This is a genomic window from Bacteroides sp. An269, assembly GCF_002159755.1.
GTDB lineage: Bacteria > Bacteroidota > Bacteroidia > Bacteroidales > Bacteroidaceae > Phocaeicola > Phocaeicola intestinalis.
The window spans coordinates 14,666-39,204 of the sequence record NZ_NFJG01000015.1 but is presented as its reverse complement, the minus strand read 5'-3'; the positions used below and the strand labels follow the sequence as shown (position 1 = coordinate 39,204).

At 37.7% G+C, this 24,539-nt stretch carries 26 protein-coding genes and 1 pseudogene; 5 read left to right on the top strand and 22 right to left on the bottom strand.

Annotated elements, in window-relative coordinates; translation table 11 throughout:
• Window positions 1-13: 13 nt before the first annotated feature.
• From B5F71_RS05085 to B5F71_RS05015, 16 genes and pseudogenes are all read right to left on the bottom strand, one after another.
• Window positions 14-1,015: an NADP-dependent oxidoreductase gene (locus B5F71_RS05085; RefSeq protein ID WP_087208200.1), complete on the bottom strand. Its 1,002-nt coding sequence runs from the start codon at window positions 1,013-1,015 to the stop codon at window positions 14-16.
• Window positions 1,016-1,040: 25 nt separating this feature from the next.
• The gene (locus B5F71_RS05080; protein ID WP_087208198.1) at window positions 1,041-1,424 is read right to left on the bottom strand and encodes a helix-turn-helix domain-containing protein; all 384 of its coding nucleotides are present in this window, start codon (window positions 1,422-1,424) and stop codon (window positions 1,041-1,043) included.
• Window positions 1,425-1,628: 204 nt separating this feature from the next.
• A pseudogene (locus B5F71_RS05075) lies at window positions 1,629-1,922 on the bottom strand (DUF4120 family protein).
• Between the two features lie 33 nt (window positions 1,923-1,955).
• Window positions 1,956-2,933, bottom strand: a complete 978-nt coding sequence (locus B5F71_RS05070; RefSeq protein ID WP_087208196.1) for a hypothetical protein — start codon at window positions 2,931-2,933, stop codon at window positions 1,956-1,958.
• Between the two features lie 18 nt (window positions 2,934-2,951).
• Window positions 2,952-3,296: a hypothetical protein gene (locus tag B5F71_RS05065; protein ID WP_009121407.1), complete on the bottom strand. Its 345-nt coding sequence runs from the start codon at window positions 3,294-3,296 to the stop codon at window positions 2,952-2,954.
• A 15-nt stretch (window positions 3,297-3,311) separates the two neighbouring features.
• Entirely contained in the window at window positions 3,312-3,467 is a 156-nt protein-coding gene (locus tag B5F71_RS20655) for a hypothetical protein (protein WP_164488568.1), read from the bottom strand.
• Window positions 3,468-3,482: 15 nt separating this feature from the next.
• Entirely contained in the window at window positions 3,483-4,100 is a 618-nt protein-coding gene (locus tag B5F71_RS05060; protein WP_241148558.1) for a DUF4313 domain-containing protein, read from the bottom strand.
• A gap of 56 nt (window positions 4,101-4,156) precedes the next feature.
• Window positions 4,157-5,038: a hypothetical protein gene (locus B5F71_RS05055; RefSeq protein ID WP_087208193.1), complete on the bottom strand. Its 882-nt coding sequence runs from the start codon at window positions 5,036-5,038 to the stop codon at window positions 4,157-4,159.
• 3 nt (window positions 5,039-5,041) lie between these two features.
• A complete protein-coding gene (locus B5F71_RS05050; protein WP_087208191.1) occupies window positions 5,042-6,211 on the bottom strand; it encodes a hypothetical protein in 1,170 nt (389 codons plus the stop codon).
• Window positions 6,212-6,676: 465 nt separating this feature from the next.
• Window positions 6,677-7,516, bottom strand: a complete 840-nt coding sequence (locus B5F71_RS05045) for an agmatine deiminase family protein (protein ID WP_087208190.1) — start codon at window positions 7,514-7,516, stop codon at window positions 6,677-6,679.
• 17 nt (window positions 7,517-7,533) lie between these two features.
• Window positions 7,534-8,145, bottom strand: coding sequence for a hypothetical protein (locus tag B5F71_RS05040; RefSeq protein ID WP_087208188.1), 612 nt, complete (start codon window positions 8,143-8,145; stop codon window positions 7,534-7,536).
• Complete coding sequence (locus B5F71_RS05035; protein ID WP_087208186.1) at window positions 8,146-9,468, bottom strand: hypothetical protein; 1,323 nt, start codon at window positions 9,466-9,468, stop codon at window positions 8,146-8,148. It lies immediately after the preceding gene.
• A 130-nt stretch (window positions 9,469-9,598) separates the two neighbouring features.
• Entirely contained in the window at window positions 9,599-10,903 is a 1,305-nt protein-coding gene (mobV, locus tag B5F71_RS05030) for a MobV family relaxase (RefSeq protein ID WP_087208184.1), read from the bottom strand.
• Window positions 10,904-11,056: 153 nt separating this feature from the next.
• Entirely contained in the window at window positions 11,057-11,224 is a 168-nt protein-coding gene (locus B5F71_RS20960) for a hypothetical protein (RefSeq protein ID WP_241148557.1), read from the bottom strand.
• A gap of 727 nt (window positions 11,225-11,951) precedes the next feature.
• Window positions 11,952-12,323, bottom strand: a complete 372-nt coding sequence (locus B5F71_RS05020; RefSeq protein WP_087208182.1) for a hypothetical protein — start codon at window positions 12,321-12,323, stop codon at window positions 11,952-11,954.
• Entirely contained in the window at window positions 12,320-13,549 is a 1,230-nt protein-coding gene (locus B5F71_RS05015; protein WP_087208180.1) for a site-specific integrase, read from the bottom strand. The genes B5F71_RS05020 and B5F71_RS05015 overlap by 4 nt, the downstream gene beginning before the upstream one ends.
• Before the next feature lie 339 nt (window positions 13,550-13,888).
• Between B5F71_RS05015 and B5F71_RS05010 the strand changes: the two genes are divergently transcribed.
• The 5 genes from B5F71_RS05010 (at window position 13,889) to B5F71_RS04990 (ending at window position 19,632) form a co-directional block, all read left to right on the top strand.
• Window positions 13,889-14,782, top strand: a complete 894-nt coding sequence (locus tag B5F71_RS05010) for a hypothetical protein (protein ID WP_087208178.1) — start codon at window positions 13,889-13,891, stop codon at window positions 14,780-14,782.
• A 15-nt stretch (window positions 14,783-14,797) separates the two neighbouring features.
• Window positions 14,798-16,681: a hypothetical protein gene (locus B5F71_RS05005; RefSeq protein WP_143269849.1), complete on the top strand. Its 1,884-nt coding sequence runs from the start codon at window positions 14,798-14,800 to the stop codon at window positions 16,679-16,681.
• Window positions 16,674-17,618 carry a hypothetical protein gene (locus B5F71_RS05000; RefSeq protein WP_087208174.1) on the top strand — a complete coding sequence of 315 codons (945 nt, stop codon included), beginning with the start codon at window positions 16,674-16,676 and terminating at the stop codon, window positions 17,616-17,618. Before B5F71_RS05005 ends, B5F71_RS05000 begins: the two co-directional genes overlap by 8 nt.
• Before the next feature lies 1 nt (window position 17,619).
• Window positions 17,620-18,663, top strand: coding sequence for an N-6 DNA methylase (locus B5F71_RS04995; RefSeq protein ID WP_087208172.1), 1,044 nt, complete (start codon window positions 17,620-17,622; stop codon window positions 18,661-18,663).
• Window positions 18,664-18,816: 153 nt separating this feature from the next.
• Complete coding sequence (locus B5F71_RS04990) at window positions 18,817-19,632, top strand: hypothetical protein (protein ID WP_087208170.1); 816 nt, start codon at window positions 18,817-18,819, stop codon at window positions 19,630-19,632.
• A 194-nt stretch (window positions 19,633-19,826) separates the two neighbouring features.
• Here B5F71_RS04990 and B5F71_RS04985 read toward each other — a convergent pair whose 3' ends face one another.
• From B5F71_RS04985 to B5F71_RS04960, 6 genes are all read right to left on the bottom strand, one after another.
• On the bottom strand, window positions 19,827-20,195 hold the full coding sequence (locus B5F71_RS04985) for a helix-turn-helix domain-containing protein (RefSeq protein ID WP_087208168.1): 369 nt from the start codon (window positions 20,193-20,195) through the stop codon (window positions 19,827-19,829).
• A gap of 66 nt (window positions 20,196-20,261) precedes the next feature.
• Window positions 20,262-20,945: a hypothetical protein gene (locus tag B5F71_RS04980; protein ID WP_087208166.1), complete on the bottom strand. Its 684-nt coding sequence runs from the start codon at window positions 20,943-20,945 to the stop codon at window positions 20,262-20,264.
• 257 nt (window positions 20,946-21,202) lie between these two features.
• Window positions 21,203-21,793 (bottom strand): YqiA/YcfP family alpha/beta fold hydrolase, encoded by a 591-nt coding sequence (locus tag B5F71_RS04975; RefSeq protein WP_087208164.1) that lies wholly within the window; start codon window positions 21,791-21,793, stop codon window positions 21,203-21,205.
• A gap of 2 nt (window positions 21,794-21,795) precedes the next feature.
• Window positions 21,796-22,095 (bottom strand): glutaredoxin-related protein, encoded by a 300-nt coding sequence (locus B5F71_RS04970; protein ID WP_087208162.1) that lies wholly within the window; start codon window positions 22,093-22,095, stop codon window positions 21,796-21,798.
• A 133-nt stretch (window positions 22,096-22,228) separates the two neighbouring features.
• On the bottom strand, window positions 22,229-23,335 hold the full coding sequence (locus B5F71_RS04965; RefSeq protein WP_087208160.1) for a site-specific integrase: 1,107 nt from the start codon (window positions 23,333-23,335) through the stop codon (window positions 22,229-22,231).
• A 99-nt stretch (window positions 23,336-23,434) separates the two neighbouring features.
• Window positions 23,435-24,340, bottom strand: a complete 906-nt coding sequence (locus tag B5F71_RS04960) for a helix-turn-helix domain-containing protein (RefSeq protein ID WP_087208157.1) — start codon at window positions 24,338-24,340, stop codon at window positions 23,435-23,437.
• Between the last annotated feature and the right edge of the window lie 199 nt (window positions 24,341-24,539).

Sequence of the window (24,539 nt, the reverse complement as noted above, 5' to 3'; positions counted from 1 at the left end):
CTTATATCCTCCATTACATTTTAATGATAATCTTTCCGTTCAGTTTTCCATTAGCCATAAGTTCAAGTGCTTCATTTACCTGAGACAGTGAGAATGTTCTTGATTCAATATCAGGCATGATATGGTATTTTTCCACGATCTCCGTTACCCGTTTAAGCTGGTCACCACTTGAACGGACGAACATAAAGCGATATTCTTTACCTTGTTTGCGGGCGGCTGAATCATACTTACTTCCGGCAAGCGTAAACAGGACTCTCTTCAGCCATGAAAAACCGTTCCTTTTTGCAAACATCCTGTTTGGAGCAGTTCTCAAGCTGAGCAGCCGTCCTCCTTTTTTCAGGACAGACAACTCATGCTCAAATTCATTTGATCCCAAAGTATCAATTACATAATCCACATAGGATAGGATTTCCCAATAATTTTCCTTCTTATAGTCTATATATTGGTCGGCACCCATTTTTAGAAGTTTATCCTTTGAACGAGTGTTTCCGGTCACTATAACATGAAGCCCCATTGACTTTGCTATGGGTACGGCAACTTGTCCGAAACTGCCGGACGCACCTGTTATCAGCAGTGTCTTTTCCGCCTGGACCTCAAGTTCTTCAACAAGTCCCTGATAGGCTGTCAGTCCGGCTAATGGTATAGTGGCAGCGACAACAAAGTCATAACCTGACGGCATTTTAGCCAGAGCTTCATGGTCAACTGCAACATATTCAGCAAAGGCACCTATCCTGTTTATTGGAAGTCGTGTATATACACGGTCACCTGCACGAAAGTCTTTTACGTTATTACCCGTCTTTTCTACTATACCGGAACACTCATTACCCAATGTCAGAGGCATTCTGTAATCCTGTATCAGTCTGACACTACCTGTCAGTTGAAGAATATCCAAAGGATTTACAGCGGCAGCCATAACCTTTATAATAACTTCATTTTCATTGGGCTCGGGAATAAAAACTTCATTTACGGAAACCTTGATTTCCTTTGTGTATTTCTTGATTTGTGCTGCTTTCATTTTTTATGTTATTATTAAAATAAAACTATCTATCATTAATAGAAGCTGTTTTTTTGCGGTCACTCATAATATCATCCATATTATCGACAGACCATTGGAGTAATGAATCGAGGATAGGCTTCAGTGATTTTGCTCTTTCCGTCAGAGCGTATTCCACTCTTGGCGGTATCTCTGAGAATATTGTTCTTGTAACATATCCGTCTTCTTCCAGTGTACGGAGTGTCATTGACAGCATTCTTTGTGATATATCCGGCATTTTCTGTTTCAATTCTGTAAAACGCATGCTATCCTTGCCTGATCTGTCCAGGATATAAATAACAAGCAATGTCCATTTGTCACATAATCTTGCCAGTATGTTCCTCACGGGACAACCGGGGAACATGGCGTCTTGTATGGTTGTTCTTTTCATGAATTATATTGTATCTAATAAATTTCGGTGGACAAAGATAAAAAATTCACTTTAATTACTAAGTATATTTTTTATACTAATTGGCAATACAATGGATAAATCGTATATGATTATAGATTTTCTGTTGTTTTTACCTCTTATTATTATTTATGATCCATTTGAAATATTGGACAATACACTTGTGTCTTTATTCAAATAATTTTCCTATGTATGTATGCTCCATCCGTGGAAACGTTCCATGGTGACGGCAAAGGACTCGTCCGGATTTCCATGATACAGCAGTCCTCCGACAATGCCTGTATTCCCGTCCGGATAACGTTCGCAGAATCCGAACGAATAAGGCGCATGGTCGTAATAGAGTTCGATTTCGCATGGACGGTTCTCGTTCTTCTCCCATTATTTTAGACGTTCAAGACAGTTTTCCAGGGTCTTGTCATTGATTGATTTTGCATACTGTACGACCTTGTCGTAATGCTCTTGTGAACAGCAGATTTTCATATCGTTTGAATTTATTGGTTGGTAAATGTTTTTTCAGTCAATCCAGAAAGTACCGCAATGAGGGCATCTGCATCCGGCAGGATATTCATTCGAATACCGCACGTCACGGTGGCGTTTGTAGTTCATGTCACCGAAGGTGCATTTCCCGTCTCGGAATGTCTGCTCATAAGCGGCTTCCTGTTTCTTGTATTCAGCCATCCGGCTTTTTCGGACAGATCCGGTAAAAGGTATCATGCCCGTTTCCCATTTTGTGGAATCACACCAGTCATTGGTCATGCCGCAGACTTCATTGGCATAGGAATAGTGTACTTGTGAATCGACAAACAGGTTCTCCCTTCGGAAAGGGAAAGTGATGTCCAGCGGAATCCGTACATGATGTCCGGAACCGTTCCGGCTGTCGGCAATGGCCACCACTACATTCCCGTGGAAACGGATGCTCTTGAAATCGTTCTCAGGGTCTTTACTGATGAGCCTGTCAAACATGGCGTTGAAGTAGATGCGCAGTTCTCCGCCGTATGTGGCATTCTCTACCAGTTCTTCAATCTTCTCGTCAAACTGCCCCTTTTTCAGATACAGTGCGCGGCGTACCTTATGGCAGGCCATGGCGACTGATTCTCCCCGCAGTGAACAACCGGTCAGATATCCGCTGATTTCCACTCCGAGCGAATAGAAGAAATTAGTGACGGACGAGTTGCGTATCAGGTCCTTTACCGGGTCAGAATCGTTCCGGTCATAGATAAGCTCCCTGATTTCATCTTCATGCTCTTCAAACTCTCCGGCTAAATTGTCCGTTTCCATATTCTTTCTTGTCTCCTCCAGATAGTCGTGCATGTTTGAACTTTCCTGTTCCTCATACCATTCGTATGCCTTTTCATAGAGTTTTTCCATATTATTGGAACGGATGCATTCCTCCTGGATGTCTTCATGCTCATTAAGATCATCCCGATAGTCCACGTAGTAGAGGCTTACATACTGTGGAATATAGTCTGTAAGTTGTAATGTCTGGTTCATGATTCCTGATTTTAAGAGTTATACAAACGAAAAAGCCCTGCTTGTCGTGCAGGGCCTGATTCTTGTGGAACTGAAACCTTTGGAATGTCTGTTTGTATGGTATCTCCATGTCTCAAGCAGATAATCCTTGGTTCCCTTGATACTTCCGTGTACCATACATCCCTTTTCATCGTACAGGTAGCAGGTGTTAAGGAGAACCGGTATGCCGTCATGCACCTTGTACATGTGCAGCTCAATATCATTCTTTATGGCAGCAGACTTTTCCTTTTCCACTTTTCTGTGTATGGCTTTTCTGACCTCGCCGATATGAGGAGAGGTATAGCCGATTATTTCCGAATGGAATGCAAACTGATATTTTTCCATAACACTTTGTCCGTATTAAAATTCTGATATAAGTTCATCTTCATATACCTCCAGTTCAAGACCGCTCTCGACAATCCTGACCAGCCAGCGGTATTCCAGTCTTTCCATCAGTTCGACGGCACGGTATCCCTTATAGGGACGTCTCAGAAATACAATGTCTCCGGTTTTCATATTTTTTCCTCCTTTTTATTGTGCGTAGATTGTTTCTATCAGTTCTGCATCCGTAAGATAGCGCAGTTCCTGTGTGGAGCAGAACAGGCAGATGCCATCCAGCAGTTCATTTGCCGCAGCATCCAGGTTCCGTACTCCTTCGATCAGAGATTCTTCCAGTTCCTTGCTTGAAACAAGATATATTCCGTGAATGTCTTGAACAGTTCTCAAAGGGAAACGTCTTTCCTGATAGATGATGTCCTTTATCATGTCATCCTGTGGTGGCAGTTTGGCGCTGATTGTCTTGAACTGTTCGGGTGCGAGTGCCTTCAACCTGTCAGGATTGAAGCGGAACATTCTGAATCCCTGATATTCAAATCCGGCAGGTTCCGCTATTCTGTTACTGGTCAGGAAATCATGTACATGTCTGTTGCAGTCCCGGTTGTCCACATAGGCATGGAACGGGGAAAGGGAATTGAGGTTGACGGTGATGTCCGTGTATGATTCCCAGCATTCCGGATTCTCCTTAGACCGGGATTCAAGTCCTACATACAGATTGTCATTGTCGATATAACTGTTAAGGACGAGTCTGACCTCAATGCGCTCAGCCGGATCTGTAGCTGTTTTCCAGTATAGAGTGTTCGATTTGTTCATACTTGTATTGTTTTTATGAGGGAATACGGCAGTCATTCTACCGCATTCCCCGAATGTTATGATTTGATATTTATTTGTTCCTGTGCGGATTCCTTTTTCACTGTCCTCAATCTTTTTAGAAGATACAGGAAATATTCACGGTCATAGATTCGGAAAAGAAATTCCTCTGATGTCTCCTTGATGTGTCCGATGAAAGTTGCGGATTCCCTGCCGGGAGGATATTGAAAGAAATGTCCGTCGGAAACAAGGGTGAGCTTCTTTCCTGATACATGGTCTATCAGCTCGTCCGGAGTTTCGTAATGTCCTTTTCCTTTATAGAACTGATAATGGTTCCGGCGAAGACTTTTCAGGGTATTCGCCATGTCCGTCCTTGCTTGTCTGGAATCTGATTGGATGACAAGGTTGCAGATGAATACGGGCTGTTTTCCGTCCAGTGAAAAATAATAGGGAATGAGTCTGGTTCCGGTTGTGACCGTTTTGCTTGTTTCCTCTTTTGAGATCACGGCTTTCCGGTTGATGATTTCCATGTGACGGTCTATCTGACTGTCCAGTTCGGATTGCGGAGTAAGTACGGAGCGTAGGCCCTTGAAATATCTTCCTTGACGGGTAAAGCAGAAAGAGTACATATTTCCGTAATACGGTTCTCCCACAAAGAACGAGTTTTGTCTCATGCGCAAGGGTGGCAGTACATCCAGCAGGTCATAGTAGTCTTCTTCGGTGATTTCCTTGAACGGTTCGGACAGGGACTGATTGTATAGCCGCAGCTTCTTGTCCATATCAGAAGGTGTTACGGCTTTCAGATAGGGATTGTTTTCCCGTATGCGCAGTTCTTCGATTGTTTCTCCACCATAATCATTGTGGAATCCGTCACTCATACTCGTCAGGCATGTTCCGTCGAAGTAACGGGAATCGATTACATATTTCAATCGGTCTTTCATGTCTTATAGGTTTTGAAGGTTCAACACTCTTTTGACTGCATATACGGCATTCTGTGTAAGCTGCCGTTGCCATGCCTGGTATCTCGGCGACCATTTGAAACCGTATGATTTCAGTTCCTTGCGCCTCTGGTCATCCGGAATACTGTCAAACAGGATTTGAAGGCGGTCTACCTCATAGTTCCATACCAGCATTCCGCCTTCAAATTTCAGTTCACGGTTTTCCCGTTCTCTGATTTCCTGAAGTTTCAGTCTGGCCTGGCGTGCCATTTCCGGCAGTTGGAAGAAACGGTTCCGCGAAGTGATAACCGGTTTCTTGCATTGCGCATTGAAGTCTGTAATGAAGTCCACTGCTTTCTGTACGATTTCCACTTCTCCTTTTCCCGCATAGGTGCTTACCTTATTAAGGATACTGCTGACGAACAGGGCACGGCTGTATCCTCTTGCTTTACCGGTATCAATATCATGAATAGTCCGTGCGCTGCTTGCAATGTCACGCTTCAGTCGGTTCCATACCTCTTCCTGCTTCTGTTCTTCCGGTTTGGCAGCCTCTTTCATTCTTTCCATGGCAGACTTGAAGCGGTTGCGCCAGTCGTGAAATTCATCAAATCTGTTCTGGTATGCGTCTAGTGCCTTGTTGTTGCGTTGGCAGTTGAACTTGGCAGGTCCTGTCACCATCGGACTGGCACATCGTGAGAGACTACCCAACAGGGCGGAGAACTTACTATGGTATGCACTGACATACTCGTTCTGCTTTTCTTCCGGAATCTGTTTCAGATCCTCTACAAGTTGTTTTTCATATTGCATGATGTCTGTTTCCGCCCTTGCTTCAGGTTCGAAGGAACTCCATCTGTATGCGTTGTATGCAGCATCAAGCAGGTCTTCCAGATAGCCGGGATACAGAAATTCCACAGCTTCCCATTTTTCAAATTCATTTGGATGCAGTTCTGTTTCCCCGTCTGCCGTTTCGATGGTGTGTACATAGGAGCCCATTCCCGTACAGCGTTTACGGAAATGAAAAAGGACGGATTCGTCATCCGTCCCTTGTTCTCTGATTTTCTTCACTCGGTAAGCATTCTTTCTTGTCAACGTGATAACCGTCTGTTTTCCGGTCTTGTCCTTCATGAGGTCTGCTACTGTATCTTCACATACCTTCTTTCCAACTTCTTCAGTCATATTCTTTTATTTAAATTAGACATGACCGGCTCCGTGGAGCCAGTATTTCAATTTCTTACTGGCCCGGCTGTTCTTTGCCAATGACCGGTGCAAGGCTTGGCGGAAAAAAATACCGGAGCGAAGCGAGGATGATTTTTTTTCCAGCCAACCAGCCCGACAGGGCCGCCTTGCACAGTCAGTGGCAAAGGGCGATATTTGCTGTAAGAAATGAAATAGTGTTTTTTTTAGATAAGCGCAAGTAAAATTATCTGTTATACAATATTTTCCGTAAATCTGTATAAGGAATATAGCTATTTGAAATTAAATGAGTTAGAAGAATTACCTTGTTTTGGGGTAACGATTTGGCAACCGTCCCAATTGCTGTGGTCTGCGTTATATTACTTTTCAAGTAACTCTTTTCCTTTTGCAAATTTAGAAAAAAATAGAGATATGAGAAACTTATTTTAGCGCATTATTTCAGTTTGCTTATATAGTAAAAGACCATGAAAGGCAATTTAAAGCTCCTCCCCCTCTTTTAACTATAGATTGCATCTGCACTTGATAAATTCTACCATCATACTCTGGAAACAGTTTTTTTATATGTTTCAAAGCTTCTTCATCTGTAGAACGTCCTACACCTGGGACAATTATTACATTTTGAGTATGAATCATATTTATATAAGCCCAACTCATATTATGATAATCACTTAGCTCTAAATCGATGACTTTAAAGTATGATTCTAATTGACTTCTCATCTTAGCGGCAATATCATCAGGGTAAACTTTCAGATTCACCAGTACTTTATTACTGCCAACAGCATGTAAAATTCCATCTGTATGACCACAAACGTCACTTCTATCCCAAGGCAAAAATAAGAACTTATGATTTGGAAATAACTTTTCCATTAGAGAAACAAGATATTTTCTATCCATATCAGGGTTCTCAATAAATATTTTCTCCGTCATTATAACAACAGCGGTGTATCCTCTACCTTTTTTTATGCTTCCAAAGGTAAAGTTACCACCGTCTGCTACAATGGGAGAAACACATATTGAAGAACTTGGTAATATCGTTTTAGCCAGCTTAATGGAAGTTTCTGTTGATGTTTCATAATCGCGAAGTCCTTCCAGATAGTCAGGATGATATTTAAACTGAACAAAAGAATTACCATCTACTTGTACTGGCATATAATCTCTACACCAATAATCGGCTGTTCCTTTCAATACGCCGTAATGCACATCATGCTTTGACAATATTTCAGTCAATTCATTGTACACTTTCGGATAATATCTTTTCAGATTCTCCGAAAAAAACACATAGTCCATAGTTGATTTTAAGATTTTCATTGCTGATCTGCGTCAAGATTAGTAAAACGCCACATACGGTCAGTTGCTTCCCCTTTTATTTTTTTTACATTTATTCTGGCGGAAGACATAATACGAACTTTATTAAAATCTTCATTATCCATCCAGACAATCGACAACCCTTTCTCGAAAATTGAGGCATTACCAAACAAATCTTCCCATAAATATTGTGGCTTGAATTTATCTATTTCTCCTTCTTTCAATTTTTGAGAAGCCTTATTTGTAAAAGTCTTTTCATCATTATTAACCAAGGATTTATAAGTATACCCTCGAATAAGAAATGATGCACGATATTTTCCTTCACGCTCAAAAGTCATGTCAACACCAGACCTATTGGGACAAATCGCTCCTACCGGGAAATAGGGAACATCTCCTACATGGTACATTTGAGGTTCAATTATACTTTTATTCTCTTCATCATGAAAATAGAACTCAATATCAATTGGATATATCTCGTATTCTCCATTTACGACATAACGTCCATTAAATACAATTTGGGCAATGTCCTCAAATTGCTTTGTCAGTCCACTAACAGTATTAGCTGGAGCAAACCGTTCAAGAGCATTTTGTAATCTTTTTAAGTGATTCATTTAATTATTCCTTAAGTGTTCAACAATAATCCTATAATTTTCAATGCCGATGTTCTTCTCCGTAAGGGATTGATTAGCATAATTTTTACTAACCAGCAGTCTATTGTTATCATATAAATAATTCCATAGACCTTCTCCCATTAATGTTTTCCATTGGGCTTCGTGCCTCATCACAAGAAACTTTACTTCTTTTGCAGAGGTAGCCAAATAGAGCAACACCATTTTTGTAAATTTCTGAGATGGAAATAAATTCTTAATAGCTGGAGATACCAGCGAAGTGTAAGCAAAATACTGACATAAGGAAACATGATTAAAAATATTTTCCTTTTCCTGTTCTCCATATACGGCTGTTCCTAAAGGAAGTATTTTCTTTCTCCAATAATAGTCACCCAATATTCTTGTTGGCTCGTAATAGTCAAATTTAGTTCCTTCCATTGACAAAACCTTTCTTTTGTCCTCCATGATTTCTTCAGCCATCTGAGGTTTGAACATATTTGCAAGATTCTTATTCAGGTGCTCTACATATCCAGGATTCAAAGAAAGGATTACAAGTTTGGAATTAAGGATATTTCCACTCCATGGCTCAGGAGGAACACATAAAACCAACTGTCTAGTGGGGTTATCTTTTTGTTTTTCATTATACGCATACACGTATTCTTCATCACCAGGAAACACCAAATCATCCGCAAAATAAAGGTCATACCCAGATAACTTGGGCAATAATTCTTTCCAACGATTTAGATATAGAACATAGTCCTTGTTCATAACAGCCTTGCTTATTGATTCTTGGGCTGTCAATAAATAATTATGACATGATTGTTTTTCTTCTGAGGACTTTATATTAAAACGATTTATTATTGCGGTATAATCTAATGGAATACTTCTAAAGATTATAGTATATTCGTTAGAATTTACATCCGGATATTCGTTATAACGAAGTAAAATTTCTTCAACCAATAAATCTACAAGCTGCATTAAATCAATATCTTTCTGCTCTAAAAGGGTTTCCGTTAAAAGAGTTTCCATTTCTCTCAAATAATCTATATAAGAAAACAACGAGCTCTTTATATTATCTTCATAACTTCGATATTGAACGTCTTTTGCATGTTCACTTATATCCTTCTTAATTTCTGTATATAAATTTATACCTCTTGTTACAGCAAAACCTAAATCACATAATTTATTTTCTATAGTCAAGTGACTGAACTCATCAGAACTTGAATCTATATATGCTCGTATACGATGAGGAAGAGTAATTATACCATCACCGTAAGGATAGAAAGCACTTTCATATATTTTTTGTTTCCCAATAAGATAGTTCATGTTATTTCTTTTATGTTTAAAGTAGACAAAATATAAATATCTCTAAGTAAAATCAATCTTTCAGATACAAAAGTAATATAAAGTCATAATAATCTGCCTAATAAATATGATTATTAAGGCTTTTCCTGAATTATAGTTTTTTACTCTGTTGTTCCTGTTTCGGTAATCCCAATGCTTTCATAAACTCGTATTTCTTGCGTCTGAACCAACTTACATGTGAAACGCCATCTATTTTGAGGTCAAATTTTCCATCTGAGGTTTCTATAAGTGAACAAACTGAGCCATCAGTCTTAAAGTGCTGTCGGAACTCTGTAGAATAGAGTTCGCCTTTAATGGTGACATCCTTGAACATGCACAGCTTTTTGATTAGCCCATCGCCAAAATTCAGAGTATCACGCAAAAACTTGATAGTAGGTATCAGCTTTTCCACATAAGGGAAGTAGCGTTTGACAAAATCCGTAAATTCCGACAGTTTTCGGTGCTGCTGTTCGTAAGCATTTTTCATTTCCTGTATCTGCTTGGCATGTTGTTCTTCTCGTTGTATGGCTTCTTCTTCAAGTTCCTGTATGCGCTTTTGCAAATCTTCATTTCTATGTTCAAACTCTTTCAGTTTACCACCACCGAAAAGAGAACCGACTTTTGCCACGAATGCGGCTTTCGCTTCCGTCTTGGCTGCTTCCAGTTTCTCCGACTTGACTTCCTGCCTTACCTTGTCAAGCTGTTGCTCTGCCTGTTGCTGCTCAGTCTGTAACTGTTGCACATTGGCTTCAAGTTCACCCGTCTGTCGTTTCAAATCACGGTAGTATTGGGCGGTTGTCGTATGCCGTGCTTCCGAGCCACGCACACCACGTTGCAAGCCATATTTCTCCATTGCTTTTGCATAACTATCGTGATATGTTACCAGCTTCTCACGTGTCAATACATCGTCAGCACACAGACGCACGGTATTGGCTTTCTTGCGGTACGAGCGTTTACCATCCGTCTGCTTTTTCTTGGCTTTCCTTCGCTCTCCTGTTACTATTGGTACGACCGTGGCATGAATATGCGGTGTGTGCTCATCCATGTGCAGGACTGCCGAAACTGTATTTTCCTTGCCGAAGGTATAGTGCAGCCATTGCAGGTTGTCATCACACCATTCGTCAAGTCTGCCCTCGTCCTGTATTTTCATCATATCCTCGTGCGTACCCGAAAGCACGATTCTAATTGCCCGCACTTGGTCGGGGGTTATCTTACGTTTGATGCCTGCCGTACGGATACGGTGGCTTATCGCTTCGGTACGGTCGGACACTCCATCAGGGAACTCCACCAGTTCACGGTTGAGATGTGTACGTGTAGGGTCTGCGTTCTTGGGTATGGTCTTACGTTCTATGTGGTCGGATGCGCCCGTGTCAGCCGAGCCTTTCGCTTTGTTGATTTGAATGCTTATATATCCCATGCTTGTTTTTCGTTTTCAAGTTTGACAATTTGGTTTGTTGGTTTCCTCAGCTGCGGTCATGCCGCATGGCAAACGGGGGTGTCCAGAGGGGTGTAACCCCGTTGGCTCATTGGGGCATTTTTAGCTGTGCCTGCACTGCGTAAAGAAAATGCCCTAATGAGCTATGGCTTTTCTGTTCTCAAAAGCCTGTGAGAGTACCAGCTGTATAGGCAGCTCTTTTCTTTTCATTGATATGATACGCCTTCCCTTGTCGGCTGGTCGGACAACAGGCAGGTCGGATGTCCGACCGACCAGCTTGCGGATAGTGGCATTTCCTTCCATCCATTTGTCCCGCAAACTTGTTGGCGGATGAAAATCCGATGAATTGATGTGTTGACAGGATAATAAACTGATAACCAAAATGATATATGTTCATCATCGTTTCATCAAACCGCTCACTAAAAGAAAAGTGATGTAGAGTGCGGTGTGTTCTTTCTCTTTTCATCAGCCCGATTCTCTTGTTGAAAGGTTGATGAAGACGTAAATTGCTGTTTCTCTTTATTTTTATATATACTTTCATCATCTCATCAAAATATCAGAATTTTTCCAGCTGTATTTTGTTTACCGTGTAGTAACGTCCTATTCCTCTTATCGGCGAATAATGACAATCCCGATTCACAATCTTGTAGAGAATTGTACCTACGCAAATGATTCCTTTTTTTCTTCATGTTCTTGATACAGGTTTTAGTGCTGCCTACATTCTGTCGGCAACGGGTTAAACATGGTTGCAAAGCTACGGAAGTGTCGGTAAAATCTTGATACGCAAATCTATGCGGAACGGCGCAAAATAGGTCATGCCAAAAGAAAATGCAGTATAAACGGGTGGCTCTTTCAGATAAAAGGAGATAAAAAAGCCCGAAGTCGTGGAATATGCACGTCTTCGGGGACTGGATGTTGCAGATAATTACAGATTGACTGACGCACTGATTTACGGATTTAATGACTTCATGTCGTCACTACGTCAGATTAAACCGTTAATCATCAAATGACTGAACATAAAAAGTTCATTCTAACATTTATTCGGCATTCTATTATTCACTGACACCAGCAGGACTTGTTTTTCTTTTCGTCGGCACAATCTTTCCAGCAGTGCATTGCGAACCGTTGCGGCACCTGACGTGTCAATGCGAAAAGCGAGTGCCACCACCATCGGCAAGGCATACATGTCCGCATAATAGCCGTTGGGCAGCTTGATACGTTTTTCAGCTTCAAGAGGATTCAAAACTCCACACTTGTACACGGCACGAATGGCGGCACGGAGCGTCGGGGCGATTACCCCGAACAGCTCTACCAGCTCCATTTCATTCATCCATATATTGCCTGTATCAGATGGTATGGTAATTCTACCATAGCTGTCCGTTGTGATTATTTCCCGTTTCATATCCCTGCCATTTTCACGTTCCCGAATGATTTGCTCAGCTTGTCGCCCAGCATCGTGAGGTCATTATCCAATTTCTGCACGGTTATCTTCGCATAGATTTGCGTGGTCTCAATGTTCGTATGCCCCAGAATACGGCTGACGCTCTCAATTGGCATCCCTTTGCTGAGAGCCAGGGTCGCAAACCCATGCCTTGAGCAATGAAAGCTGATTTTCTTGGTGATGCCGTATTCCTTTATCATCTTTCCCATACGCTTGCATATTGACCAATAGTTGAGATTGGGGAATACAAGATTGTTTTCCTGAAAAGCCTTGTAACGCTCGATTATCTGCAAGGGAATATCCAGCAGCTTCACCTGAAACGGTACACCCGTCTTGTGTCGTTTGGAAATAATCCATTTCTCACCGTTCACTTCCACAATCTGGTTGTTGCTTAATTCCTTTATATCCACGAATGAGAGGGCGGTAAAACTGGCGAAAACAAAAATATCACGGAGATAGGAGTTCTTGGGGTCTTTGAACTGAAATTCCATCAATGTTTTCAGCTCATTCTCCGTCAGATATTCACGCTCTTTCGTGTTCGGGCTTATATGGAACTGGGCAAACGGATTTCTCGGTATATGTCCGTTGAAATGTGCCCGCATCACCACACCTTTCAGCCACATGCAGTTTTCCCATATCGAACCGTTGTGCAGTCCGGCTTCGTTGGAAAGGAACACGGCGAACTCCTTGATGAAGTCGGGCGTAAGTTCAGGCATGGAGATGTCGTTCCGCTTGTAATGTGACCTGATGAATGCTGCCACATGGTTTCTTGCCCGCACCCTTGCCATATAGGTAGCCCTGACCCTGTCTTTTCCGACACGCTTCTTGAACACTTCATTTTCCTTGTCGAAAGCACCGAGCAATGTTTCATACTCACCGCCCAATCCCTGATAGGCATTGCGAACCATTTCTGCCGTCACAAACGCCTCACGGTCGGATATGCGCTGGTAGTGCTTGATGATTTGAGCCTTGATGTTGTCAAGTGCAAGATTAATCTCCCTCGCTTCCATACTCTTGCCCTTTGCCTTGTTCCCTTTGGCATCCCAAAGCTCTTTCGGGATAGTCCGCTTGCAGCTGAACTGTGCTACCGTTCCGTTGATTGTAACCCGTCCCATGATGGGGACAATTCCGTTCTTTTCCTTACTGCCATTCACGTAGAACAGCACCTTGAATGTGCTTCTTGCCATACTCGTTTCTTTTTGGTTGCAAAACTATAAATCAACGAGTTACCTATTGATAAGCAAAGCTGCGCAGAACGCCGCAAAATGAAACAGGGACTGTTAAATCTGCACTTTCATCGGGTAATGATTAGGAAACCGTTCTTTTGCTTTAATCTGCTTTAAGACGGTTTTCAACTGTCTGCCCAACTTCTGCATTTTTCCTCTAACTCCCTAATTATCAAATCCTGTTGCGTTAATCTGCTGCAATTCGGCGGATATTCCAGAGATTTTCTGTAATTTTGTATTTTATACGTTTTACGAGTATAAAAACAGTTCTATTAATAACTATGCTTTTTTGATTAAAATATGAGAATAAATATTGAAAGATATAAGTATTTCCGCGATACACAGTTATGGCCATTGGCAGATACCCTAAATTATAAACAATGGTTAGAAAATTTTACTAATGATGAAGAGTTAGATATTGCTCAACGCATCTTGGATTTTTTTATATATATACCTGATAGTATGATTAATCAGATGTTAGCTATTGTAATAGGAAAATGTGGTTATTATTTCAAACGGCAAATAGGAAAATGGACAGATGATGATTTTAAAAATAATTGTTGGTATAGTTTTATCCCTGGTGAAGAAATGAAACCAACTGATAGCGGATATGTTTTTAATCGAAAATTAAGAGATAAACTTGGAATTCCAGAAGAACGAATCATTGGATTTAATGAACTTCAAGAAATATTGGTGAATAGTTCTAATCAGAATGTGATACTTGTAGATGATTTTGTGGGTTCCGGTCATCAGACTTATGTTGCATGGTGTAAACAACGATATAAAGGGTGGACTCTACAGCAATTAGCTTTTATAAAAAAACACAAAGTTATATATGCACCTTTGATAGTTAATTATAAAGGCTATAACAGCATTATTTCTGAATGTGATGGACTAGGTCTTACTTATATTCATTTATTAAACAAACAATATTCTATATTTGAACAGAATTCCCTATGTTGGGGAGGTGATGTTAAATTATACAATAAAGCTATGGATTTAATATTTGAAAAAAGTAAAATGTTAAATATCCCATTTACAAATGGGGGGCATGTTAATGACGTAAAAGGCTATCGTGAACAAGGACTTGCTTTGGCTTTTGAGCATGGAATACCAGATGCTTGTCCACCTATTTTCTATTGGGAAACAGGTGATTGGAAACCATTGATGAACAGAGTTTACTCAAGATATTAATTGATACAAAAAATTATGGACATAAATATACAAGAAAAATTGGATCAATTATTCGGCAGTTATAAAGCTGAATGGTTAAAAAAAGATATATTCAAGTTCTTCACAGAGCCTTATTATTTTACAATATTAAAAAGTAATTACCCTGGTGTTTTGCAAGGAGGTCGCGGAACTGGTAAAACAACAGTTTTACGTGGATTATCGTATCTTGGTCAATATGAAATCCTTAACTCTGATATAAAAAAGTTTGACAAGAATAATTTTATCGGTATATATTATCGTGCCAATACAAACCATGTTCGTGCATTTTGTGGAAAAGGACTAGATGAGAATGAGTGGAAAGCCATCTTTGAACATTATTTTAACTTGATTATTTGTTGGGAGATGCTTCACTTCTTAGAATGGCACAAAACAATTAAATCAGATGATGAAGATTTATCTAAATATGCATGTCAATTGATAGCTTCCTCATTGCATTTAAATGCACATATAAATAATTTCAAGGAGTTGTTGAATCTTGTTGAAACTGCAATGTATGAATTCCAAGCAGAAATAAACAATATAGCAGATGGTAATATGCCTAAATTGTCAATGGCTGGAGTTCCTATTGAAATAGTTGCACAACAAACTCAAAAACTAAGGCAATTTAAAAATAAAGTGTACTATTTATTGATAGATGAATATGAAAATTTCACAGATTATCAACAAGAGTGTGTTAATACGCTTATAAAGCATGTTCCAGAGTCCTATACGATAAAAATTGGTGTAAGGGAAATGGGATGGCGTATAAAAACAACTCATAACAAAATGGAATCGCTTAATGACCCTGCAGATTATAAGTTAACTAATATAGAAGAATTCTTTACTGATGCTCAAACAGCTGATAGATTTGAAGAATTTGCTAGTAACGTATGTAATCTTCGTCTTCGGAAATTGATAAATGATGGAAACGAGGAATATGACATTAGAAAATCACTTGTAAGTATTTCTATTGAGGAAGAAGCTGAAAAACTAAATGTAAAAAAGACTTCACTTTATAAATCTTTTGTAGAAATAGAAAGTAAAAACAAAATGGATTTGAATATCCATCCATTATATAAATATTTAATTGCATATTGGGCAGAAATACATAATGAACCATTGAAGGATGTCATAGATAATTATGTAAATAATCAAGACGATTGGAATCAGCGTTATAATAATTACAAGTATAGTCTTTTGTTTAAATTAAACAAAGGAAAATATTTAAAGATTTCAAAATATTATGCGGGTTGGAATACTTTTGTTAAGTTAGCTAATGGAAATATCCGTTATTTAATGGCATTAGTCAATCAGTCATATAATTTGCATATAGAGAATGGAAATGATGTGAAAGATTCAGTCTCAGTAGAACATCAAACGATAGCTGCTAAAAATGTAGGTTGGAAAAATTTAACAGAATTAGAAGGATCTTGTATGATTGGTTTACAATTAACGCAACTAGTGCAATCGCTTGGTACGATATTTAAACGATTGGCAAAGGACGGGAATAAAACTGCTCCAGAGATAAACCAATTTGACTTTGATGGTGAGATAAGTGATAGGTCTCGTGAAATGCTAAATCTTGGTATTATGAATTTGGCACTTGTTAGAATGCCATCAAATAAGTTATCTGGAATGAAGAGTTTGAAGGATTTTCAGTATCAACTCCATCCTATTTTTGCTCCTTATTTTGATTATAGTTTTCGTAAGAAACGTAAAATGACACTAACGGACGCGGAATTTTTAGGTTGTATTGACACTCCTAATGAGACTGTTGCAAGAATGCTATTACGAAGGGATGTTTCAGAAGAAGAAGTAAATTCTGTTCCAACCCAATTAACATTGTTTGATTTAAATAATTTTGAAAATAATAATGACTAAAATAAATAGAGACTACATATATATAGATGAATGGTATGATTTGAATAAGGTAATTCTAGAACCAAAATCTCTGTATATATATGCCCATGATCCTGAAGATCGTAGTGTTTTTTGTGCTCAAGAATTAGCGAGACATAATTTACAAACAGAATTTATAGAAATAGTTTTCAATAATGCAAATGATACAATTTCTATCGTAAATAAAGAGAATTTGATTATATCATTACATAGTATTAATCAAATAAATAGCTTATTATCCCCATATAAAGATTATATTATATATATTGAAGTTACAGGTTTAAGTTGCCGTGTAGCTGCTCCATTGATGAAATATGCAATGGAACGAAGCATTGAAATGCGAATAGTTTACGCAGAACCATCTATCTATAAGTTAGAGGAGTTTCGTAAAATAGGAATCCATAAAGATCTTTGTGAAACTGTAGAAGGGATAAATCCTTTGCCTGGATTGTCTAATCTTCTTCCCCACAGTGAATCTCCACTATTTGTTGTATTATTGGGATTTGAAGGTGGTAGATTTTCATTTATTATTCAAGACCAAAACCCAGATAGGGATAAAATCATACCAGTTTTAGGTGTACCTGGTTATAAGTTGGACTATCCATACATTGCAATGTGGGGCAATCGTAATCAAATAAAAAATACAGGTAGCTGGCAAAATATAAAATATGCAGAAGCAAATTCAATTGTAGATATTTATATGATGTTGAGACGCTTAAGTTATGATAATCGGAATCCGGAAATGGTAATAGCTCCAATAGGGACAAAGCCACATGCAATTGGTGCAATATTATATTCTATAAAGCATCCTAATAAAGTTGAGATTGTATATGATAATCCTATACGTAGTGTACATCGAACTGATGGTATAGGTAAAGTAGTGGTGTGTAATGTGACTAAGCTTTTTGAAGAGAATTAACATGAAGGGGCCTGATTCATTTTATACACCAATGCCTTTAGCGGAAAGATTAGTAAGCTACGTAACTGAAAAGGATGTGAAAAATGTTGTGGATTTTTGTGTTGGTGATGGTGATTTATTGAAAGCTGTACGAAATAAATTTACTAACATACAACTTTATGGTACGGATATTTCAAAAGATGCTATAGATAAAATCGCTAAAGAAAATGTTGATTGGACACTTGGTGTGTGTGATTTCCGTAATGATGCTTCGATAGATAAATTGCCATTTTTAAGAGATATTTGTTTTGATTTGATAATGTTTAATCCTCCCTTTACGTGTAAAGGGAGTATAGTTGAACATATTGAATTTCAGGGAGAAAGTTATAAAGTTAGTACTGCTATGATGTTTGTAATGAGGGCTATTAAGTATCTCTCAGCAACAGGTGGTATGTATGCCATTCTTCCTATAAGTTGTGTTTATTCCCAAAAAGACAGAAGGGCATGGCAATGCCTTCAGTCTCGATACAATGCTTGTATATTGGAAGAACCAGATCGCGTTAACTTTGGTAATAGCTGTTCTCCTAATATAGCTTTGGTTTATATTGGTCACCAGAAGAAAGAAATAGTTAAGAAAAGTGTTATAACAGATTTTTCTCATTTTATTGTTAATGATATAGTACGTGGTTGTTTTCGTATGCAAAATATTTCATATAGTAATTCAAATAAGGCATTACGTTTAATACATACAACTAATATTCAAAATGGGAAACTTGTAAAATTACGGCGTGTACTTCCTGAAGGAAAACAAACTGTTAATGGATATGGAGTTGTTATTCCTAGAGTATGTAATCCAAATCCTGGTAAAGTTGCATTATTGGATGGTCTCTATACTTACGTACTCTCTGATTGTATAATTGTTATTTGCACACCAACCATGGAAATTGCAAAACAAATACGTACACATATTCTAAAAAATTGGCCTATATTCATCACCCTATATAAAGGAACTGGGGCTAGGTATACTACCATTGAAAAGATAAAAGGTTTGTTCAATAAGAAATGAATATTATGAAATGTCTTTTTATGAATGGAAGCTTTAAAGTTTGGCAATAATAGTTATTATATTATGATGTTGGAGAAGGAACTCTTGCATTTTTATATAATGTATTTTTATGTTTGTAACAGTAAGTTCAAATTTTATATTAGGCTTTAATTTATGACACTTTTAGTTGGTTGGGTTGGGATTGATAATAAAAAGGTAGATAGTTTTTATATTGCTTCTGATAGTAGATTGACTTGGGATTCTCAGCAAAAATATGATTGTGGAAAGAAGATTTTAGCTCTTAAAAATTCGCCAGATCTAATAGCATATTGTGGTGATGTACTATTCCCTATCATAACTTTACATAAAATTGCAGATAAAGATAGAAATAAGTTGTTATTTTTGGGAACCGAAACTAATGAAGAAAAAGCTACAATAATTTTAAGTGAGATTCAGAATTCATTTAGGAATTATCCATTAAGACAAGTTAATGGGACTATTGATTTTGTACATATCACACGTATTAATAGATATGAGTTTTTAGCATCTAATTTTCATTGGGACAGAAAAAATGGATGGATCTCAAAATTTTATAAATTGCCAAATAAATCTGATAAAGTTTTTATATTAGGAAGTGGAACTAATTCATATTTAGAAGTGTATGAAGAATATATAAGAAAAAGTAATTCTGTCCAAACCTCTAGATTAATATTTCAAAGTTTTTGTCATTGGTTGTCTACTTCTAAATCTAGTATTGTAACGTGTGGAGGTGCTCCTCAATTAGTCGGATTGTTTAATAATAAGACAGGAAAAGATTTTGGTGTTATATTTGAAAAATCTCGTTTTTTTTCTGGGCAGGAATTATTTTATAGAAGGGGACTTAATTTAAATTTTGTATCATGGGTCAATGAAAACTTTGAAATATGTGATGGCTATTCTATGAAAAGAAAATTTGGTGCTCAAGAACAGCCTAACGATATGAAAAAATAAAGAGGGGCCTTGCACCCCCATCTCCTGCAAACAAATGCAGGTGTTCTACTAATTGAACTACAATAGCGGTACAAATATAATATTTTATATCATATTACACAAATTAAGTTCGTTTGAATATTTGATTACTATTTTAAAACTATTTCCATATGGAATATTATTAATTGTTCTATGTTTACTGTTTTTTAATAGATTTATATATTAACTCCATTTCTAGGTTTACGTTTCATCCCACGAAGTATTTGTGCGGATTGTTCCTGATAGGATAGAGGTTGGCTTTGTTTTTTGCCAGCCTCTATCCATTTAAGGAGTTCGTCCTCATAGAAATATAATTTTTTACCACGTTTATAGGTTGGGATGAGACCTGTACGAGCAAGTCTATAGATTGTCGGTTTTGATTTTTGGATAAGTATGCTAGCCTTATCTATGTCAATTAGTTGATGCTGATGATCAAGTTTCTGTGGTTGTAGGGTTTCAACTAATTGGTAAATTTTCTCTACTTGTTCTGTTAAATAGCTTACAGCCTGCGGAAGCTTGTCGAATGTGATAGGTTCTTTTGTCATACTATCTGTTTTTGCTTTTGAGGATTAATACTTGTTGATGCAGTATTTATGAATATAAAGTCTGATTTATTGAATTATATGTGGATTTAATTTAATCAGGCATTCTGTTTCTGAGTGAGACATTTTTTTGATTATCGTGTTGATTTCATTTTCTTTCATGGTATCAGCAAATACTTTTTTAATGAATTCTGCTGTATATGAACGTCGTTTACCTAATGCTTTACCTATGTTCCAACCCAAATGCATAACATCTATAGCTTTCAATTTTGGATCTACTTTTATAGGAATAATATCGATAGCAGTTTTATCCTGAAAGAAATCTGAAATATAAGCACAGAGGCGCTGCAGATTTTCTTGGCTTGTATAGGCAGCCATTGTTTGATGAATGTACGTATGTACTAACTCTAGCTTTTTATCGTTCGTACGTTTCTGTTCTGTAATAGTATTCGAACGGAGTTTTTCATATTCCATAAATGCTTGTTCTGGTGCAATCACAGAATCATTAAGATGTTCATGGATGGACAAAAAATTGCTATGATGACATAAATATATAATTATCTCGTATAATGCAATTTGCATTGATATATATAATCCTGTAGATATTATAAAGACCGATATAAAAATAATATTTGAGCTGAACTGATCAAAGCCTGCATTGATTGCTTCAATGCGTATAGCAAGTGCCATAAGAAGTAATGTTCCAGCTACACTAGAATCTAAAATAAAATATTCAAATTTCTTCAAATACATAAGCCGTATGTTTAACTGTTCGTGAGCAAAGGTAATGTTTATTGATTATGTATTATCAGAAAATGACAAGAGTGACATCAGACTTCAACAAACGTCACTAATTGTCATAAATAGTTTGATTATTATTGGGAAAGTAAGAAGTGTTCAGATGGAATAGGGGCGGATTAATTTATGGGATTGAATATAAGACTTGAATTTATAACTTATCATATAATAAACAAAAGTGGTATCCTTTCTATATTATATGATAAGTTACGTTATAATTCCAATAATTGTTCCGCTAATGGCGCATAATATTTTTGTACTTCTTCAGCTGTTGGAGTATGACCGCCAGGAAAGTGGTATGAATATTTATAATGCATTAAAAATAAAGGCTCATAGTGTGCTAGATGGTCATTCTCACCAAATATTCCCCATATATTTTCTTGGTTAGCTACCTGACAATTATCCCATTGATGCTGTTGAAGTACTGCGAATTCATCAATCAATGTTTGGTTAATGACAAGCTGCTGATTTCCGTTAGCTCGTGGTGATTTGTATTCATGCGGACCAATACGTTCCATCAGGAAGCGTGTCATTTCGAAATGAGGATTTCCGAGTAAAGCAGGGATATTGTTTTTAGATGCTACTATCTGTGCCAAAAACGAGCCATTACTGTTTCCTACCAATATATCAGGTTGTTCTTGGTTGCACAATCTTTGGATAAAGTCGATAGCTTCCTGTGGATGCAGGGGTAAGTCTGGACTCAAGACTGTTGCCTTACCGCTGAAATATTCTTTCAAGGCAAGAGCTGGGATACATGTACCTGATGCAAAGAAACCATGAAGGAAAAGAATTTTCTGTGCCATAATCAACAACCGCTTCCGTCAATATTACATGTTGCTCCTTCATTAATAGGACGTGAACGTAATCCGGCATCTTCTGGATTCAAAGTAACTGTACCGTCTTCCAATACAAAGCAAGGAATTCCAACGGCTCCAACAATTTTGGCTTCATTAAAGGCTGGATGATGATCCCGTAATCTCAAGAATGCTTTCAAATCTCTTACGTGTTGACCAATATCGATGACCTCATATTGGTTATTACCTTTTACTTGTTCTTCTACATACGTACAATCCGGACAAGTTTCCATTCCATATATTTTTATCATAGCTGTAGTTATTCATTTAAAGACTCAATTTTCTTCAAAGATAGCGATTCTGTCAGATAAAGCAAACATAAAAACAGGTCATATCCGATAGATTTATCAGATATAACCTGTTATAGATAAGATAAGAGTTATATTATTTCAACGAAATCTTATTCGCTGTCTCTCGTTTTTTCGAATTGACCAAATCAGCATAAATCTGTGTGGTCGAAACATTTTTGTGAGTAAGCATTTTCGATACTGTATAAATATCTGTGCCTAAAGAGATTTGTATGACGGCGTACGAATGACGGAAACAGTGGAAGGTTATGTGTTTTTTGATTCCGGCTTCCGAAATCCATTGCTTGAGAGGCTGATTCGTCATAGCTCTGGTCAGTCCTTTGAATACGCGGCCTGAACCAGGGATACCACATAGTTCCAATGCTTCGTTACTAATGGGGAGAGTGGCTTCAGTTTCTGTCTTTTCCGTACAAATTCTGATGTAATAACCATTGTCAGGACCGACTTCAATATTATCCCATGTAAGCTGTAAAATATCGCTGATACGAAGACCGGTCATACAGGAGAATAATGAAGCTTGTTTCAGTACAGGAATCTTGCATGGTGTAGCGGCCAGTTTCTTAACTTCTGCTAATGTGAGATACTGCTTTTTGACTTCTTTCCATTCAATCTTGTCTATGAAGTCATTCAGATTTTCACGTAGCATCTTCTCTTGATAAGCTATTTTCAGTAATGCACGGAAAGTCGAAAAATAGCCAGCTGCCGAATTCCTAGAAACATTGATATTAGGATGACGGATCTGTTTACAGTTCAGTAGATACTGCCTAAACTTCTGGCAAAGCTCCACCGTAACATCACCGAAAGTGCAATAGCCGTTTACAAACTTTTCAAAATGCTGGTAAACGCAGTCCCATTTGTGATACTTCAGTTTTGCTTTTTCACGAAAATAGGCAAGGAAGTCAGCTTTCATTTTGTGCTTGTCAAGAAATCCAAATTCTTCATTGACGATTGCCTGTACTCTGATACAACGAATGGCTTCAGCCTTACTCAGCATTTCATTGTTGAAATCACGTTCAATCTCATTTTTAGGACGGGCATAGATATAAATGCCAAGATATTCCCTGCGACTCATTTTCATTGTGTACGGATTGCGAATAGCCGGATAATAGTCCAGGTAGAGAGAAATTCTGCCGTTACTGATAACTCTTTGTCTCAATGTTACGTTAGTACATGTAAGTGCCATAAGATTAATGTTTTTGGTTGATAAATTATTATTATCGGTACAAATTAAACTGGTGTTTTCTTGGTGAATACTCACACCGGAAAATAACTTATACCAGGATTATTCAATGATAGGATCTTCGAACAAATTATCGAGCTCAGGTTTGGATATAAGAGTATACTTTCCCTTCTTAATCTTGGGAATTTGATGATACTTGGTATAATGGTATAGCTGGTCTCTTGTTATTTTGAATTTTTCCATAGCCTCTCGAACTGTATAGTATTTGGGTTCTTCGGCTTGACGTATTCCCTTTGCTATATCAAAGTGCTTTTTTGAATAGTATACAGTAATACCAACCTTCTTTTTCGGAATGGCATTTTTATAAACAAAAGAGTATATAGCATTAAGACTCATTTGAAATTTGTCCTGTACCTCTTGTACACTGTACCACTCTGTTATATTTGCATCTGGAGCCTTTGAGGAAAAATAAGTATCAATATGCTTTTTACTCCAGTAAGTCTTACCACGATTGAACGTTTTGGGAATTTTATTTTTCTTAGCCATCACAAATATCCATGATTCGCTAACATTGAATTTTTCTATAATTTCAGCTGTAGTATAAAATTCTGTGATTGCTTGTTTTTCCTTAGGTGGCAACTTAAAATCTGCAGGATGATTAAACATATTGTTTATGTCATCTTTGCTTAAAAGAAATTTAGTTCCTATACGTGTTGCTTTTAGATCGCCTCGTTTAAGGTAACCATATATTGTTGGTCTTGTTACTCCAAGATAAATTGCAGTTTCTGTAATAGTCAGAAAAGGTTTGTCTTTAATCTTCTCAATAGGTTTTTCTGTAACAATTTTTTCAGTTAAATTATTATTGGCAATTATTGCTGCATCACGCTTACGTTTCTTATATAATGCGTTTCCACACTTATGGGAACAACAATTTGTCGTCGTTTTGTAGGCAATAAATTCTTTACCGCACCAGGCACAAATTCTTTTAATTTCAATTCTACTTTTCATTTTATTTCGCTTTATTTCACCCAATAATCTGTATAATCCCGTAAAATTCTGTAAAATGGTGTAAACTCACTCCACAATCTGTCCAGCGTAAAATGCCGGAATTTTGCTTCGTGGTACAAAAACGGTACAAAAAGATGATGTACAAAGCTTATAAATGACTAATATTGACAGTAGAGCAACAAAAAAGGCGCCCCGTAAA